This window comes from Scrofimicrobium sp. R131, assembly GCF_040256745.1.
GTDB classification, from domain to species: Bacteria; Actinomycetota; Actinomycetes; order Actinomycetales; family Actinomycetaceae; genus Scrofimicrobium; species Scrofimicrobium appendicitidis.
Map to the genome: position 1 here is coordinate 1,258,645 of NZ_CP138335.1, position 16,394 is coordinate 1,275,038.

Here is a 16,394-nt window from a genome sequence, read left to right on the forward strand (position 1 = left end):
TTCCGTTGACCACAACGGACTATGACTCGTGTACCTCGACAGCCGAAGCGAACGGCGTTCCCGCGATCTTGACCTGGCCGTTTAGGTCCACCAACTCCAGTAGCACCGCGATTTCCACCACGTGAGCGCCGCACATTTCCAGCAGATCCACGGAGGCCTTCGCCGTCCCCCCGGTGGCAAGCACGTCGTCCAGAATCAGGATCCGGGCGCCGTCCGGCACCGACTCCGGCTGCACTTCCAGCCGAGCGGAACCGTACTCCAGGTCGTAATCGATCCCGACCACGGGTCCGGGCAGCTTGCCGGCCTTCCGGACGGCCACCATCCCCACGCCCAACGCGGTCGCGAGTGGAGCTGCCAGGATGAAGCCCCGGGACTCCAGGCCGGCCACCATGTCGATCTTCCCGCGATAGCGGTCAGCCAGCAGGTTAATCAGCTCTTGAAATGCCGGTCCGCTGGCGAACAGCGGGGTCACGTCGCGGAACAGCACCCCTTCCAGCGGAAAGTTGGGAACTAGGCGCAGGTTCTGCTCAACCAGTTCCGCAATCTCGACACCAAGGTTTTCAGTCATCACTACCGTCGTTTCTTTCGCTTCGGTTGGGCCGCGTTTTCCAAGCGCCGTCCGGGCCGCTTCGGGGCCACGGTCGGGGCCGCCACCGCAGCCGCCGGGTCTTCAGCCCGCGCCGCCCGCCGCTCAAGCATCCGCTGAGTGTGTTCCTTCGACTTGGCCCGGAATCCTTCCATCACCGACAGCGCCGGCGAGGCGATGAAGATCGAGGAAGCCGCCCCCACAATCAGTCCGACAAACAGAGCCAGAGAGATGTCGGTCAGGGTTCCCGCCCCCAGAGCGAACGACCCGATGAACAGGATTGAGGCTACCGGCAGCAGCGCGACAATCGAAGTATTGATGGACCGCACCAGCGTCTGGTTCACCCCGAGGTTGACCAGCTCGGCAAAGGTGTACCGCTCCTGGTCCTGGTAGTTCTTCGTCACCTCGCGGACCTTGTCGAAAACCACCACCGTGTCGTACAGGGAGTAGCCGAGGATCGTCAGGAAACCGATCACGGTCGCCGGGGACACCTCCACCTGCGTGAGGGAGAAGAACCCGACCGTGACCACCAGGTCGTTGACCAGGGCCAGCATGGCAGCGGCCGACATCGCCCAGGACCGGAAGTAGATGGTCATCAAGATGGCGACTAGGACCACGAAGATCACGATCGACTGCAGCGCTCGCTTGGTCACGTCCTGACCCCAGGTCGCGCCGACCGAGTTGGTTTGCACGTCCTCCAACGGCACGGCGTAGACGTCCGCCAGCTGGGTTCGGATGTCCTGCATCTGCGCGCTCTCCAGCGAAGGAGTCTGCACGCGGACGCCCGAGTTGCCCAGGTTCGTGACCCGAATGTTTTCGGTCAGACCGGCGTCTTTGAGTACCTTCTCCGCCGTCTGCGGGTTCGGCTCGGCCGACTGGGTGACGATGAACTGGGTGCCACCGGTGAACTCGATCGAGGGGTTCAGACCGCGGAATCCAAGCAGCAACACCGAGATCAGCATCGCTGCGAGCGAGATCCCCAGGAAGACCCGGTGCCGTTGGACGATCCGGTAGGAACGCTTGCCAGAGTAGAGCTCATTGCCCCACTGAGAGTAGCTCATCATTATTCTGCGCTCTCCTCTTCAACCTTGGCCGCGAGCCGAGCCTGCCGGCGCCGCTCCGCAATAGTCTGTTCACCCGAGTCGACCGTCGGCTCGCCCTCCAATTGGCGCACCCGGCCCCGACCCGAGTAGACGGTTCCCGACTTGGCGCCCAGGTGCTCCGGGTCCAGCCCCGACCACCGGTGGCCTTCGCCGAAGAACCGAGTCCGCATCAGCAGAGCCATCAGCGGGTGGGTGAACAGGAAGATCACCACCAGGTCGACGATGGTAGTCAAGCCCAGGGTGAAGGCAAAGCCCTGCACCCCACCGACCGCGAGCACGTACAGCACCGTGGCGGCCACCAGGTTGACCATGTCGGAAATAACGATGGTGCGTCGGGCTCGACGCCAACCGCGCTCCACCGCGCCCGAAAGCGGGATCCCGTCGCGGACCTCGTCGCGGATCCGTTCGAAGTAAACAATGAATGAGTCTGCCGTGATCCCGACCGCGATAATCAGACCGGTCACGCCGGGCAGCGACAATCGATAGCCGATCGCCCACGAGAGGATTGTGATCGCCAGGTAAGTCAGGAAGGCAGCCACCACCAGGGAGCCGGCCGACACGATGGCCAGGCCGCGGTACTGCCAGATCATCCATAGGACCACCAGAATCAAGCCGATGATCCCTGCCAGAATACCCATGGCCAGGTGGTGGGACCCGAGGGTGGCGGAGATTTCCTGTTCCGACTGCACTTCAAAGTTCAGGGGCAGCGAGCCGAAGCTCAGCTGGTTGGCCAGGGTCTTGGCCGAGTCCACGGTGAAGTTGCCGGTGATTTGCGCGCCGCCATCTGGAATGATCGCGTTCATCCCGGGCGCGGTGATGACATTTCCGTCCAGCGCGAAGGCGAAGCGGTTCCGGACCGGATCGGTGTCCCGCAGCCCGTACAGCCGGGTCGAAACGTCTTTGAAGACTTTCGAGCCCTCGGAGTCGAACTGAATGTTGACGCCAATCTGCCCGGTCGGCTGCCCGGTCTGCGAGTAGATCATCCCGGACGAGGCGGACGAAACGTGCTGACCCTCAATCTCGGTCGGGCCCAGCAGGTACTTGCCAGTCCCGTCAGTCGAGCAGGCTGCCAGTGGCAGAGCCGGATCGTCGGCCGAGTTGCTCAGCAGTGAAGCCGGATCGGTGCAGTCCAAGAGGAGGAAGTCGTACAGCACCTGCTCGGTGATCCAAGCGGGATCGGAAGCATTTTCCGGGGTGGTCAACGGCTCGGTGGACAGCTTTCCGTCGCCGTTTTGGTCGGCGACCATGAAGGCGTACTCTTCCGGCGTCAGTCCCGCGGTGGCCGAATCTCCACTTTGCGCTCCGCTCTGGGAGTTCAGGCTGGGATCGATCGCACCGGGTGCCCCGATCTGCAGCACCGGCCGCAGCCGCATGGTGGCTGAAGTCCGGATCAGATCCAGGGTCTGGTCGTCAGCTTTGCCGGGGATCGACACGACGATGTTGTCCTGTCCCAGGGTGGCGATTTCCGCCTCGGCCACGCCGGAGGCGTCGATCCGCTGGCGAATGATGTTGATGGCCTCGTTCATCGCATCCTGATCGATGGTGCCGGTGGTTTCTGATCCCTCAATCAGACGGGGGGTCAGGATGACCTGGGTTCCCCCCTCAAGGTCAAGCGCCAGCTTTGGAACAAAGCCGGCCCCCTGGGTGAAGTGAGCTCCGATGAGGGCGCCAATGCCCACCACTGCTACCACGATGAGCGAAACTAACGCCCGCCACGGACTTTTGGACTGTTCTGCCATTATGAATACCTTGTGTTTTGACTCGAAGAAATCGGCGACCACCCCTGTGCGGGTGGTGCGCCGAAAAACTCAGATTCGATCTTCGTTGGTGTCGGTGTCGGTGTTGGGCTCCTCGTGCCCTTCCTCGTCCGAGTACTCCTCGACCTCTTCGATCTCAGTCTCTTCAGTCTCAAAGGGCAGCTCTCCGACCGAGCGAATTACGCGCTTGTCCCAGTAGGTCTCTTCCCCGGACGGAGTCTCCAGAATGACGACGTTTCCATCCAGGTCGACAAAGCGTCCAAAGAACCCAACGGAGGTGTGAACCCAAGCTCCCGGAACCAGTTGCTCAGCCAGCATCCGCTCGTGCTCAACCTGACGCTTTTGCGCAGACCTTTTGCTGAAAGATGAAAGGGCGATGAAGGCAACCACCATCAGGCCCAGCATAATAATCATTTCCACGGCGAAACTTCCTCTTCTCGCGGTCGGGATTTCGCACCCCGGTCCGGGGTGTCACCCGCACTATCCTACTGGTTAAACAGGGGCTGAGTCCCATTCGGACCCGGTTCTTCGCGAAAGTCACTTAACTGTGCAATTCCCGACACCGGGCTCCCGGCAGGTGGAACCAGGCCCACGTGTTCCCAAGCTCGCTGAGTTGCGCAGCGCCCCCGCGGGGTCCGCACGATGAAGCCTTCTCGCACCAGGTACGGCTCGGACACGGTCTCGACCGTTTCCGGTTCCTCCCCCACCGTCATGGCCAGGGTTCCCACTCCGACCGGGCCGCCGCCGAACCGCTTGGTCAGCGCTTCCAGCACCGCCCGGTCCAGTCGATCCAACCCCAACTGGTCCACTTCGAACAGGTGCAGCGCGCTCCGAGCCTGCTCCAGCTCAACCCGGGCGTGCTCGGCCACCTGGGTGTAGTCCACCACCCGGCGCAGTAGGCGGTTGGCAATTCGCGGCGTCCCGCGGGAGCGCGAGGCGATTTCGCCCGCTGCATCCGCCTCCACCGGAACTCCCAGCAGTTGGGCCGAGCGGTTGACCACCTCGGTCAACTCGCCGGGCGAATAGTACTCCAGGTGCGCGGTGAACCCGAACCGGTCCCGCAGCGGTGCCGGCAGCAGCCCGGAGCGGGTTGTCGCCCCCACCACCGTAAACCGAGGCAAAGCCAGCGGAATCGAGGTGGCACCCGGCCCCTTGCCCACGATCACGTCGACCCGGAAGTCTTCCATGGCCAGGTACAGCATTTCCTCAGCTGTTCGAGCCAGACGGTGAATCTCGTCGATAAACAGCACGTCCCCCTCCTGCAGGGAGGACAAAATTGCCGCCAAGTCGCCGGCGTGCTGAATTACGGGTCCGGAGGTGAGGCGCAAAGACGCCCCCATTTCCTGGGCCACGATCATGGCCAAAGTGGTCTTGCCCAAACCCGGGGGCCCAACCAGCAGAATGTGGTCGGCTGCCTCCTGCCGTCCTCGCGCCGCCGCCAGCAGCACCGACAGTTGCTGGCGCACGCTGGGTTGGCCAATGAACTCGGCCAGCGACCGGGGCCGCAGCGCCGCCTCGGCCGCCCGCTCTTCGTCGTGAACCGCCCCGTCGAGCAAATCATCATCCACGGTGGCTCCCCAGCACTAGTAGCGCCGCCCGCAGCATCGCGGAGGCGTCCGGATAGTCCCCGTCCAAGCCGGCCAGGGTCTTGTCCACCTGCGGCTTGCCCCAGCCCAACTGCTCCAACGCAGCCGCGACCTCGGTTCGAAGCTGCGAATCCGGGGAGGCCCCGATCCCGCTCGGAAGCTTCCCGCCCAGTTCCAGCACCATTCTTTGCGCCGACTTTCGGCCCACCCCGGGTACCCGCTGCAGCACGGCCAGGTCGGCCTGCTCAATCGCCCCGGCCAACTCGGCCGGCGTCAGCACCGCCAACGCTCCCAGCGCGGTTCTAGGCCCAATCCCGCTCACCCCGAGCAGAACCTCAAACATTTCCCGTTCGGCAGCGGAGGCAAACCCGTAGAGGGTGAGCGCGTCGTCGCGCACCACCAGGTAGGTCTCCAAGAATACTTCCTGCCCGCGGGGTGGTAGCTTGCTCACGGTGGCAGGTGCGGTCAAAACCCGTAGACCCAGGCCGCCGACCTCGACCACCACCCAGTCCAGGCCGGTCTGCAGCAGCGAGCCCCTCACAGTTGAGATCACCAATTCCCCCTTAGAACATCTGTACGATAGCAGGTTTAGCCCCCGGTTCCAACCGGGCGCGCCGCTACCGTCGACGCGGGTCGACCGCGCCCTTGCGCCGGCTGGCCGCCACCGCCTCGGCCCACTGGGCCTGCGCCGGAGTCATCGTTTTCCGAGCCGACACGCCCCCGGACAGGGTGACGTGAATGTCCCCGTCGGCCCCGGCCCCCAACAGCCCGTTTCCCCGCCAGGCGTGGCAGATGGCAATCGCGAGGGCATCGGCCGCATCGGCGGGACGAGGAGGTGATTTCAGCCCGAGGATCCGCGCCACCATGTGCTGAACCTGAGCCTTGTCCGCGGTCCCGTTGCCGGTAATAGCCGCTTTCACTTCGGAGGGAGTGTGCACGGCCAACGGCAATCCCGCCTCGCCCACACAGCTCATGGCCACGCCCATCACCTGCATGGTGGTCGTGACCGACTGCAGGTTGTCGTGGGCGAAAACCCGCTCAATCGCCACCACTTCGGGACGGTACTGCTCCAGCGCCTCCCGGATCGCGGCGGCAATGTCGCGGAGGCGAAAATGGGTGGCCAGATCGGGCGAACTCCGAGCTACCCCAACCGAAACTAAACGCGCGCGCCGGGAATCGTCCACCTCGACCACGCCCAAACCGCAGCGGGTCAATCCCGGATCGATTCCCAGCACGCGCACCGGGTTTACTCTTCTTCCAGCGCAGCCTGAGTCTGCTCAGACAGCGTCATGTTAGAGAAGACGTTCTGGACGTCGTCGGAATCTTCCAAGGCGTCGATCAGCCTCATCACCTTCCGCGCTCCTTCGACGTCCATCTCTACTTCGGTGGAAGCTTGGAACTCCACTTCCGCCGAGTTGTAGTCAATCCCGGCTTCCTGCAAAGCGGTCCGAACGGAGATGACGTCGGAGGGGCCGGAGGTGACCACGAACACGTCGCCGTGGGCCTCAACTTCTTCGGCGCCCGCGTCCAGGACCGCTTCCAGGATGGTTTCCTCGTTGGTGCCTTCAGCGGGCACTTCGACGATTCCCTTCCGCTCAAACAGGTACGAGACGGAACCCGGGTCGGCCAGGGACCCGCCATTTCGGGTCAGGGCCAGCCGAACGTCAGAGGCGGCGCGATTCCGGTTATCGGTGAGGCATTCCACCAGGAACGCTACCCCGCCCGGGCCGTAACCCTCATACATAATTGACTGATATTCGGCCCCGCCTGCTTCCGCCCCGGAGCCGCGTTTGACGGCCCGATCAATGTTGTCGGCCGGAACCGAGTTCTTCTTCGCCTTCTGAATAGCGTCGTACAGAGTCGGGTTTCCGGCGGGATCGCCGCCCCCGGTACGGGCCGCGACTTCGATGTTCTTGACCAGCCGGGCGAAGAGCTTTCCCCGCTTGGCATCCAGCGCTGCCTTCTTGTGCTTGGTTGTTGCCCACTTAGAGTGTCCGGACATGAGGTTCCCTTCTTGAAGATACGGATCGATTCTAGCAGTGCGCTAATTCGGCGGAGGGTGGGAGGAGTTCCGCTCCGTCACGCGCAGCTTCACCCCGTCCCAGCCTCGCTCCCATCTGCGTAGATAGCGGGCCAGCCCGAGCGGGTAGACAGTCTCCCGCTCGGCCAGCTCCACCAGTTGCTCGGCGCTGAACCAGCGCCATCGATCCACCAGGTTTCGTTCCGAACCTGTCTGTCCGCCCGTATCAATTGCTCGGGCCGGTCCGTCCAAAAACACCAGGTAGTAGTCTTCAATCTGTCGAGCCAGGACGTTCCGGAAGGCGAAGTCTGCATCCCGCTCCAGCACCGGGCCCACCAGTCGGGCCGACTCAACCACGAGGCCCGTCTCCTCGGCCAGTTCCCGCGCGGCCGCCGCGCGGGGCGACTCCCCGGGCTCAATCCCACCGCCGCAGGTGAACCACCACCGATGAGCGGGGTCGTCCCCGTCGTGTCCCTCAAACAGCAGCGTCTTCCCGTCAGTTGACAGCAGCACTACCCGGGCGGCGCGCCGGGTGGGGATCCCGTCCGGGCCCACCTGCCAGTCCGCTCCCAACTTCGTCATTGGGCCAGCTCCAACTGCTTCAGTTCCGCGCGGAGCCGGGCCACCTCGGCCAAATGCTGCCGGTCCTGTTCAATCTTGTCCAGGTTTGGCCCGCGCCGACTCATCACCTGCTGGTCCATCCCGAGTCGGCCCACGGCTCGCTGCAGCCGCCGCAGCGGCCGGCGCCCCTTCAACTTTCGCGCCCACCGACGAGCAGCCCGGCGCCCGCTCGGGGTGACCGTCAGCGCGACCTCAGCCGGGCTAATCCACCCGGTCAGGACGTAGGGCACCAACCCCAGGTGGATCTGGCGGGCCATCCGCTGCGACCAAACCAACAGCCAGGTGAGCCAAGCAATAAACAGGGGCAGCTCCACCACCAGGTAAACCAGGACCCAGATCGCCCCCAGCATCGCCATCCCGTTCCAGAGCGCGTGCACCGCCACCGCCCCGACGAATCCGAGCGGGAGCCGCCAGAACCAGCCTTTCCCGGCCAGCAGGGCGCTCCCCACGGCCAGTCCCGTCAGCGAGGTGGCCATCGGGTGGATGAACGGGCTCATCACCGAGCGGGCAAACACGGTGAAGCCGAAGACCGTCGAACCCTCCTGATACGCCTGCCAGAAATAGTCCAGGTTCTCCACGTAGGCGAACCCCGCGCCCACCAGCCCGGCCAGCGCCACCGCACTGAGGGTGGATGTCAGTTGGCGCCGGGCCAAAACCAAAACGGTGACGACACCAAGCCCCTTGAACAGTTCCTCGGAGATCGGGGCGATAATCACGGCCGCGAACGTCCCCGCCCACTCCGGACTTCCCCGGTAGAGCAGCAGGTCTTGGTAGAGGGACGAGTTGACCAGGATTGCTCCCGAGGCGGCCACCCCCGCTCCCCACAGCAGGGCTAACCATCGGTAGCGCCAGCCCGGCGGCGCCCAGCGGTCAATCCAGGTCAGGAGGGCGGTCACCAGCACCAGGGGGACCAGTGCCACCAGGGCGAGCTGCCCGCGGGTTGCCAGCGATCCCCCACCAATCACGACCACCGCTGCAAACAGGAGGACAAAGACCACAATTAGGACCGTCTCCCACACCCGCCACCGAGGCGGGGCCGGGGTCGAGTCGGTGGCCCCCACGTTCAGCCCCTCAGCTCGCCGAAGCGGAGCCTGCGCTGACAGGCGGTACCGATCCCCCGGGTTAGCTGGCATCGTCCAGGTCCACGTAGCTCGGCAGCGGCGCAAACCCGGCCAAATGGAGGAACCGCACCAGCCGGCGAGCGCGCAGCTCCTGCACCAGGCTCACATCCTGGTTGTACAGCGTTCGGCTAATTTGGAGCCGGTACCGGGCCTCGGCCAGCTCGTTCCAAAGGGCCCGGCCCAGGTCGGTGCTGCAGATCAGCTCGGATTGCTCCGGCGTACACACCTGTCGCAGGGCTCGGGAGAGGGCCGACTCGGCCAGAAAACGCGGCGGGCGCCAGGTGTCCTCGATTGCGGCCAGGCTCCCGTTGGCGGCCTCGGTCAGCGCCTCCGCGTCACGGCGCGGGAGCAAACCGGAGGTGGCCAGTTGCATCGAGCAGGCGGCCCGTTTGACCAGCGCCAACTCCAGGCCGCCGCGGGCGGTAGCCACCCGGCGGTGGAGCCGGTCGATCCGGACCGCCAACGTCCAAATGTAGGCCACCAACGCCAACAGCACTGCCGCTAGGAGAATCCACCACATTAGCTGTCCCCCCTACCGTTCGGCGCGACCGAGGCGCTCGTTGATTAGCTCGTAGGCCGTTCCGGTCTGCGGCTGGGTACTGGGGGGAAGGACCGCCTGGTAGACCGCCAGGATCTTCTCGGTCACCGTGCTCCAGTCGTACTTTTCCGCCGCCCGCTGCCCGGCCCGGGCCACCCGGTCGTCGGCCGAACGCAGCCGGGCGAGCAGGGCATCAGCCAACCCCTCGCTCGAGCCGGTCGGGAACAGGATGCCCGCCTCGCCCTCCTCCAGCACCGCGGAAAAAGCCGCAATATCGGAGGCCACCACGGTAGTACCGGCCGCCATCGCCTCCACCAGGACAATTCCGAACGACTCGCCTCCCAGTTGGGGAGCCACGTAGATGGTTGCTCCCTTCAGCAGGGACTCCTTTTCCGCATCGGTGATCTCACCGAGGACTTCCACCGCGGGCAGTTTCGGAAGGACGTCGGCTGTCCCGCGCCCCGCCACCAAGAACCGGGCGCCGGGAAACTCGGCCAGGACCGGCTCGATCGCCCCGGCAAAGACGGGCAGGCCTTTTCGCGGCTCGTCCAGTCGGCCCAGAAAGACAATTACCGGCCGCTCATCCGTCCCGACCCAGCGTGGGTCCGGCTCCGCCTCCCGAAACGAGGCGGTGTAGACGCCGTTGGGAATGATCACCGCGTCCCCCGCGTGGTGCTCGATCAGGGTCCGGCGAGCCTCCTGTGACACCGCAATTCGGGCCGAGATCTTCTCTAGGAACGGGGCCAGCACCCCGGAGGTCAACTGCCGGACCACGGACCGGTCCAGGGCGGCGTGGAAAGTGGCCACCACCGGCACGTCCGCGTTCATCAGTGCCAGCAGACCGAGCGAAGGGGTCTCCGGCTCGTGAATGTGAATCACGTCGAATTGGCCCTCTTCCAGCCACTTGCGGGTCCGGCAGGCCACCACGGGCCCGAAAGCCAGGCGAGCGACCGAGCCGTTGAACTTGATCGCCATCGCGCCGCCGGTCGAGGCCAGCCACGCGGGCGGATTCGGATCCTCGCTGGGAGCCAGCACTGAGACCAGGTGTCCCCGCCTAATCAGCTCCTCGGTCAGATCCCGAATGTGAAACTGAACGCCGCCGGGAACGTCGAAGGAATAGGGGCAGACGATCCCAATTTTCACGGGGTTTCTCCTCGATGGCGGGCTTCGGCTCGGGCCAGCCGGGCCGGGTCCAGGTCGGCAACATACAGTTTCTGCATCATATGCCAGTCCACCAGCCCGCGCAGCAGCGTCGGTTCGATCGTCCGCACCCAGGCACGGGTGAGCGCCTCAACGTCGGTTTCGCCCGGCTCGGGAGTTGGCACCGGAATCGGCTCGGTAAACTCGGCTCGGATCACCCAGCGGCGCCCCCGCCGCTCATAGGTGATGTGTCCGGCGATCAGCGGGCGCTTCAGGCGCAGCGCCAGCGCGGCCGGGCCGGCTGCTACCAGGGCTTCACCACCCCCAAGTTGGACTCGGATCCCCGAGCCGGAAATATCGCGATCAGCTAGGAGCGGGACCAGAACTGAACGTCCGGCCACCGTCTCCACCAGACGCTCGAAGACTTTCTCTCCCGGGGCCACCCCCAGGATTTCCATCCCCAGGTTAGATCGGAAGTTGACGTACTGGTCGAACAGTTCGGCCGGCTCCAGCTTCTCGGCCACGGTGACAATGGGTCCGTGGTTCTGGCAGAACCAGGCCCCGGCCAGGTCCCAGTTGCCAGAATGGGTCAGGGCCAGCACCACCGGTCCCTCGGTCATTAGCTCGGCCACCCGGGCCGCCCCCGGATAGATGCAGCCTGACCTCAGATACTGGTCGGACCAGCCCGGCAGCGAAAACTGTTGCGCAAAACAGCGGAAGTAGGACGCCACCGCCCGGCGCAGTTCGCTCCGGCTCGGGTCGCGGCCGGTTAGCTGATGATAGTTTCGGCGCAGTTGGCGAACGGAAGCAATGTTCAGACTTCCGACCAGCGCGCCCACCCACCCGGCGACCGCGTCCACCAGTCGCGGGGGCAGGTGCGGAACCACCGACCAGGCCAAACGGTAAAGCAGGTTCACGCGGACCTCAGTTCCCGGTGCACCACCCAGATCCGCTGCCCCACGGTGACGCAGGAGGCAAACGCCACCCAGACCAAACCGACAGCGAACCACCAGTCGGCCAGGCCCCACTGCGTCAGGGCTCCGCCCAGCAACGCCACGATCAGGCGGTCGGTCCGCTCGGCGATCCCCACTTTGGCCACCACGTTGAACGACTCGGCTTTCGCCCGGACGTAGGGAACCACCCCGATTGCGGTCATGCAGATAATGCCCGCCACGATCGAGACCTGTCGCACCGCTCCATCTGGCAAGCCCACGACCGCCCAGTACAGCAGCGACCCGAAGACAAACCCGTCGGTAATCCGGTCCATGGTCGAATCCAGGAAAGCTCCAAAGTTCGAACTGGTCCCGGTTCGCCGGGCCAACACCCCGTCGACGGAGTCCATAAACAGGACCACCCCCAGCGCCAACCCGCCCACGGCGAGGTGGCCCGAGGCCAGCAGGGTCACCGCCAGGGTACAGGAAATCACCGTCCCGGCCACCGTGACCATGTTCGGAGTGATCCGCAGCTTCTCCAGCCCGATCGCCAACGGAGTGAAAATCGCCAGCGTGATTGAGCGTCCGTGGTTACCGAGCATCGGCCGCCTCCTTCCAGGCGGCGACCAGTTGCTGCCGGGTGTTTTCTATCAGTGCGGGAACCGCCTTGGTCTGCGCCACAATCGGGAAGAAGTTGGCATCGCCCTGCCACCGCGGCACCACGTGCTGGTGCAGGTGGGCGGCCACTCCGGCCCCGGCCACCGCTCCCTGGTTCATCCCCGTGTTGAAGCCGTGCGCCCCCAGGGCCGCCTCTGCCACCCGCATTGCGCTGGCGGTCAGCTCGCCAAACTCGCGGCGCTCTTCCTCCGTCAGGTCCACGTAGCCGGCCACGTGCCGGTAGGGGCAAACCAGCAGATGCCCGGGGTTGTACGGGAACAGGTTCATCACGACGAAGCAGGTCTGGCCGCGATAAACCACCAGGCCCTCTTCGTCGGAGCGCTTCGGCGCACGGCAGAACGGGCACTCGTGGTCACCGTGGTCCGAGTTGATGTAGACCATCCGGTGCGGAGTCCAGAGCCGTTCGTAGCCGTCGGCCTCCCCCGCGAACTCGTCCGCCGTCTCCACTAGAGCTCGTCCGTGTTCTTCCGGGCCGCGATGTGGGCGGCAATTCGCTCAATCGCCTCGGCCTTGGGCACCCCGTTCTCCTGGGAACCGTCGCGGAAGCGGAATGAAACCGCGCCGTGCTCGGCATCCTCCCCGCCCGCGATCAGCACGAACGGGATCTTTTCCTTCGAGGCGTTCCGGATCTTCTTGCCGAACCGGTCGTCACTGCGATCCACCTCCGCGCGAACCCCACGCCGGCGCAGCTCGGCCGCCACCTCGTCCAGGTAGGGCGCAAACGCGTCCGCCACCGGCACGCACCGGACCTGAACGGGGGCGAGCCACGCTGGGAAGGCCCCGGCGTAGTGCTCCAGCAGAATCGCGAAGAAGCGCTCGATCGAGCCAAACAGAGCCCGGTGAATCATCACCGGCCGCTCGCGGGTACCCTCGGGAGCCTGGTACTCCAAGTCCAGCCGCTCGGGAGTGTTGAAGTCGAGCTGAATGGTGGACATCTGCCAGGTTCGGCCAATGGCGTCTCGGGCCTGGACGGAAATCTTCGGGCCGTAGAACGCAGCTCCGCCCGGGTCCTCCACCAGTTCCAGTCCGGACTCTTCCGCCACCGATCGCAGGGTGGTCTCAGCTTCGGCCCACACTTCGTCGGTCCCGACGTACTTCTCCGGATCCTTGGTCGACATTTCCAGGTAGAAGTCGTTCAGCCCGTAGTCGCGCAGCAGATCCAGCACGAAGCGCAGCACCGTGGTGATTTCCTCGCGCATCTGCTGCCGAGTGGTGTAGATGTGCGCGTCGTCCTGGGTGAAGCCGCGCGCCCGGGTCAGCCCGTGAACCACGCCCGACTTCTCGTAGCGGTAGACGGTGCCGAACTCGAACAGACGCAGCGGCAGGTCCCGGTAGGACCGGCCCCGCGAGCTGAAGATCAGCGAGTGCATCGGGCAGTTCATCGGCTTCAGGTAGTAGTCGACCCCGGGCTTGGTCACCGCTCCCGTTTCCGGATCCACTTCGGCGTCCACTTTCAGCGGGGGGAACATCCCCTCCCGGTACCAGCCGAGGTGGCCGGAACGCTCAAACAGGTCACCCTTCGTGATGTGCGGGGAGTAGACGAAATCGTAGCCGGCGGCAATGTGTTGGCGCCGCGAGTACTCTTCCATTTCCATCCGGGTGATCCCACCCTTGGGGTGGAAGACCGCGAGCCCGGAGCCGATTTCGTCGGGGAAAGAGAACAGGTCCAGCTCATTCCCCAACCGGCGGTGGTCCCGCCGCTCCGCCTCCGCCAGCCGGTTCTGGTAGTCGCGCAGTTCCTCTTTGGAGGCCCAGGCGGTCCCGTAGATCCGCTGCAGCTGGGGGTTCTTCTCGGAGCCACGCCAGTAGGCGGCCGCCGAGCGGGTGAGGGCAAAACCGTTGCCGATCAGCTTGGTGTTGGGCAGGTGCGGGCCGCGGCAGAGATCCTTCCATGCCACCTCTCCCCCGCGCCGAACGTTGTCGTAGATGGTCAGTTCGCCGCCGCCCACCTCGACGGAGGAGCCGTCCTCAGCGTTGGAGCCGGACTTGGTTGAGATCAGTTCCAGCTTGTAGGGCTGATCCGCCAGTTCCACCCGGGCTTCCTCTTCGGTCACCACCCGGCGCTGGAAGGTTTGTCCCTCTTTGACAATCCGGGCCATGGCCTTCTCAAGGGCCCGCAGGTCCTCCGGGGTAAAGGGGGTGTCGACCCCAAAGTCGTAGTAGAAGCCGTTCTCGATCGGGGGGCCGATCCCGAGGTCTACCTGCGGGTTGGCCTCCTGGACCGCCTGGGCCAGCACGTGGGCGGCCGAGTGGCGCAGAATCTGCAATCCCTCCGGAGAGGAAAGCTCGATCGCGGTGACAGTGGCACCGGCGGGCAGTTCCCGGAACAGATCCTGTGCCTGGCCGTCCACCGTCATGGCGACGACCTCGCGGCGTTTTCCGTACCAGTCGGTGCCGGTGGTCCCCGGTTCAACCTGCTGTTGCTCACCGTCAATGGTTAGAGTTATCACCGAGAAAACCTCTTCTATTGCCAATTTCGATCTTTTTCATTCTACCGGGCGTACCGGCGAAACTTCCGCAGGTAGTTTAGCTTCTGCAGCCGCGCCACCGCCTTCCGACTCTTGGAAGTCTCAATCGGAGAGTCGAGCGGGTCCACCACCGGCAGCGTCTTCACTTCCGCCAGGAGATCCGGATCCTTCACGGTCTGCAGGATCAGTTTGAACGGAACCAGCGAGTAGAGTGCGGTTTCCTGCGCCACCACGGGTTCCGGGCTCTCCCCCAAGAACAGGTCCTGCGCCATCACGGCCATCGGGTTTTGCCCGGCCGCCACCACGTAGTAGGAGTTCCGGCCAATTCTCGGGTTGACCTCCAGGAAGTAGGGGGTCCCGTCCCGCGGGTCAATTTTGATGTCAAAGTTGGCGAAACCGGTGTAGTTGCCGGCCCGAAGGATCCGGTCACCGAGCTCCCACAGGTCCGGCAGTTCGCGGGTAATCATCGCCACCGGATTGCCGATCATGGTCGGGCTCGGGTCCTGGAGCAGCACGTGGGCCCCGGCGCGCAGCAGAATCTCCCCGGTCGAGCTCACGTAGTAGGTCAGTGACCGCATGTAGGTGTCGTCGCCGGGAATGTTCTCTTGCACCACGAACTTGTCCCGGAATCCCGCCCCGCGGAGGGTGGACCAGAGTTCGGTCAGCTCTTCGGGCGAGTCGATGAACCAAATCTTCTTTTTCCCGGGAAAACTGACGCGATCGTAGGCGGCGCCCGAGGCGGTTTTGGCCACCACCGGGAAAGTGAAGTCGATCTCCGGATCGGCCTCCTCGGCCAGATCGACGACCACGGTAGCAGGGGTGGGGACTCCCTCCCGGGCACAAACCTCAGCGAAAGATTGCTTTTGGCAGAGCAGGTCGATCGTTTCGGTGGTGGGGAACGGCAGCAGGTAGTGCTGACTGAGTTCCTCCCGGTGGCGGGCGAAGAAACTGACGTGAGCGTCCGTGTTGGCCAGCAGCAGCAGGTTCTGGTGGATGGCGGCGATGCCGCGCAGCACCGCCAGCAGTTCCTCATCCGAGGCCTGGGGGGTCACCTGCTCCACCTCGAAGATGACGGACTTGGTGATCATGTCGATCGGTGCGGCAGAAACGCAGATGCTCTTGACCCCGAAAGCTTCGTAGCACTCCAGCCCAAGCGTGTAAGCGCCTACGTCGCCACCCAGAATTACGGGAACCAGTTCCATTGCCGCACTCCTATCGAGTAAGGAAAAGCCCCGGGTGTCCCGGGGCCTTCTCTTTGTGGGCGATACTGGGATCGAACCAGTGACCTCTTCCGTGTGAAGGAAGCGCGCTACCCCTGCGCCAATCGCCCGAGGTGGGTACGGGATTCGAACCCGTGTATACGGCTTTGCAGGCCGCTGCCTCACCACTCGGCCAACCCACCTATGCCAGCTAGATTGGTTGCCCAACTCCTCGGAGCTGAGCGGATGACGGGATTCGAACCCGCGACCCTCACCTTGGCAAGGTGATGCTCTACCAACTGAGCCACATCCGCTAGTCTGGGGAAGGTTTCCAACCGGTTACCCGATTAGGCTCCATCCGTGGGCGATACTGGGATCGAACCAGTGACCTCTTCCGTGTCAGGGAAGCGCGCTACCGCTGCGCCAATCGCCCGAGCGGATGACGGGATTCGAACCCGCGACCCTCACCTTGGCAAGGTGATGCTCTACCAACTGAGCCACATCCGCTTCTCACCGCGTTCCCGCGGCGAACGAATAGAACTTTATCAGCTACCGGGCCGCCATCTCAAACCCAATGCTGCGACGCCTCTCACAGTTGCTCCGGTCTCCCGGACCTTTCCGGCGTGGTTGCTACCAAAGCCCAGG

17 protein-coding genes and 5 tRNA genes are annotated in these 16,394 nt (G+C 64.6%); all 22 read right to left on the bottom strand.

The genetic code is table 11. The features are described from left to right. Positions 1-19 precede the first annotated feature (19 nt). The 22 genes from SAC06_RS05870 to SAC06_RS05975 all read right to left on the bottom strand — a co-directional run bounded on the left by SAC06_RS05870 (position 20) and on the right by SAC06_RS05975 (position 16,256). Positions 20-568, bottom strand: a complete 549-nt coding sequence (locus SAC06_RS05870; RefSeq protein ID WP_350257382.1) for an adenine phosphoribosyltransferase — start codon at positions 566-568, stop codon at positions 20-22. Positions 569-570: 2 nt separating this feature from the next. Continuing rightward, positions 571-1,650: a protein translocase subunit SecF gene (secF, locus tag SAC06_RS05875; protein WP_350257383.1), complete on the bottom strand. Its 1,080-nt coding sequence runs from the start codon at positions 1,648-1,650 to the stop codon at positions 571-573. After that, positions 1,650-3,428, bottom strand: a complete 1,779-nt coding sequence (gene secD, locus SAC06_RS05880; RefSeq protein WP_350257384.1) for a protein translocase subunit SecD — start codon at positions 3,426-3,428, stop codon at positions 1,650-1,652. The genes secF and secD overlap by 1 nt, the downstream gene beginning before the upstream one ends. 69 nt (positions 3,429-3,497) lie before the next feature. Beyond that, a complete protein-coding gene (locus SAC06_RS05885) occupies positions 3,498-3,860 on the bottom strand; it encodes a preprotein translocase subunit YajC (RefSeq protein WP_350259162.1) in 363 nt (120 codons plus the stop codon). Between the two features lie 71 nt (positions 3,861-3,931). Further along, positions 3,932-5,014, bottom strand: a complete 1,083-nt coding sequence (gene ruvB, locus SAC06_RS05890; protein ID WP_350257385.1) for a Holliday junction branch migration DNA helicase RuvB — start codon at positions 5,012-5,014, stop codon at positions 3,932-3,934. Beyond that, positions 5,007-5,585 (bottom strand): Holliday junction branch migration protein RuvA, encoded by a 579-nt coding sequence (gene ruvA / locus SAC06_RS05895; RefSeq protein ID WP_350257386.1) that lies wholly within the window; start codon positions 5,583-5,585, stop codon positions 5,007-5,009. The genes ruvB and ruvA overlap by 8 nt, the downstream gene beginning before the upstream one ends. 64 nt (positions 5,586-5,649) lie before the next feature. Further along, on the bottom strand, positions 5,650-6,273 hold the full coding sequence (gene ruvC / locus SAC06_RS05900) for a crossover junction endodeoxyribonuclease RuvC (RefSeq protein ID WP_350257387.1): 624 nt from the start codon (positions 6,271-6,273) through the stop codon (positions 5,650-5,652). 5 nt (positions 6,274-6,278) lie between these two features. Further along, on the bottom strand, positions 6,279-7,034 hold the full coding sequence (locus SAC06_RS05905; RefSeq protein WP_350257388.1) for a YebC/PmpR family DNA-binding transcriptional regulator: 756 nt from the start codon (positions 7,032-7,034) through the stop codon (positions 6,279-6,281). Positions 7,035-7,076: 42 nt separating this feature from the next. Next, positions 7,077-7,634 carry an NUDIX hydrolase gene (locus SAC06_RS05910; RefSeq protein ID WP_350257389.1) on the bottom strand — a complete coding sequence of 186 codons (558 nt, stop codon included), beginning with the start codon at positions 7,632-7,634 and terminating at the stop codon, positions 7,077-7,079. After that, positions 7,631-8,806 carry a PrsW family intramembrane metalloprotease gene (locus SAC06_RS05915; RefSeq protein ID WP_350257390.1) on the bottom strand — a complete coding sequence of 392 codons (1,176 nt, stop codon included), beginning with the start codon at positions 8,804-8,806 and terminating at the stop codon, positions 7,631-7,633. The genes SAC06_RS05910 and SAC06_RS05915 overlap by 4 nt, the downstream gene beginning before the upstream one ends. Next, positions 8,796-9,314 (bottom strand): hypothetical protein, encoded by a 519-nt coding sequence (locus SAC06_RS05920; protein WP_350257391.1) that lies wholly within the window; start codon positions 9,312-9,314, stop codon positions 8,796-8,798. Before SAC06_RS05920 ends, SAC06_RS05915 begins: the two co-directional genes overlap by 11 nt. A 12-nt stretch (positions 9,315-9,326) precedes the next feature. Continuing rightward, positions 9,327-10,475 carry a glycosyltransferase family 4 protein gene (locus SAC06_RS05925; RefSeq protein WP_350257392.1) on the bottom strand — a complete coding sequence of 383 codons (1,149 nt, stop codon included), beginning with the start codon at positions 10,473-10,475 and terminating at the stop codon, positions 9,327-9,329. Next, a complete protein-coding gene (locus tag SAC06_RS05930; protein ID WP_350257393.1) occupies positions 10,472-11,389 on the bottom strand; it encodes a phosphatidylinositol mannoside acyltransferase in 918 nt (305 codons plus the stop codon). Before SAC06_RS05930 ends, SAC06_RS05925 begins: the two co-directional genes overlap by 4 nt. Next, positions 11,386-12,006: a phosphatidylinositol phosphate synthase gene (gene pgsA, locus SAC06_RS05935; RefSeq protein WP_350257394.1), complete on the bottom strand. Its 621-nt coding sequence runs from the start codon at positions 12,004-12,006 to the stop codon at positions 11,386-11,388. Before pgsA ends, SAC06_RS05930 begins: the two co-directional genes overlap by 4 nt. After that, a complete protein-coding gene (locus SAC06_RS05940; RefSeq protein WP_350257395.1) occupies positions 11,996-12,529 on the bottom strand; it encodes an HIT domain-containing protein in 534 nt (177 codons plus the stop codon). The genes pgsA and SAC06_RS05940 overlap by 11 nt, the downstream gene beginning before the upstream one ends. Then, on the bottom strand, positions 12,529-14,529 hold the full coding sequence (thrS, locus tag SAC06_RS05945; protein ID WP_412766235.1) for a threonine--tRNA ligase: 2,001 nt from the start codon (positions 14,527-14,529) through the stop codon (positions 12,529-12,531). The genes SAC06_RS05940 and thrS overlap by 1 nt, the downstream gene beginning before the upstream one ends. A gap of 44 nt (positions 14,530-14,573) precedes the next feature. After that, on the bottom strand, positions 14,574-15,752 hold the full coding sequence (locus tag SAC06_RS05950) for a carboxylate--amine ligase (RefSeq protein ID WP_350257397.1): 1,179 nt from the start codon (positions 15,750-15,752) through the stop codon (positions 14,574-14,576). 56 nt (positions 15,753-15,808) lie between these two features. Beyond that, positions 15,809-15,880 (bottom strand) — tRNA-Val (locus SAC06_RS05955). Position 15,881: 1 nt separating this feature from the next. Then, positions 15,882-15,952: transfer RNA gene (locus SAC06_RS05960), tRNA-Cys, on the bottom strand. Positions 15,953-15,990: 38 nt separating this feature from the next. After that, positions 15,991-16,063: transfer RNA gene (locus SAC06_RS05965), tRNA-Gly, on the bottom strand. 47 nt (positions 16,064-16,110) lie between these two features. Next, positions 16,111-16,182 (bottom strand) — tRNA-Val (locus tag SAC06_RS05970). 1 nt (position 16,183) lies between these two features. Further along, positions 16,184-16,256, bottom strand: a tRNA-Gly gene (locus tag SAC06_RS05975). Positions 16,257-16,394 lie beyond the last annotated feature (138 nt).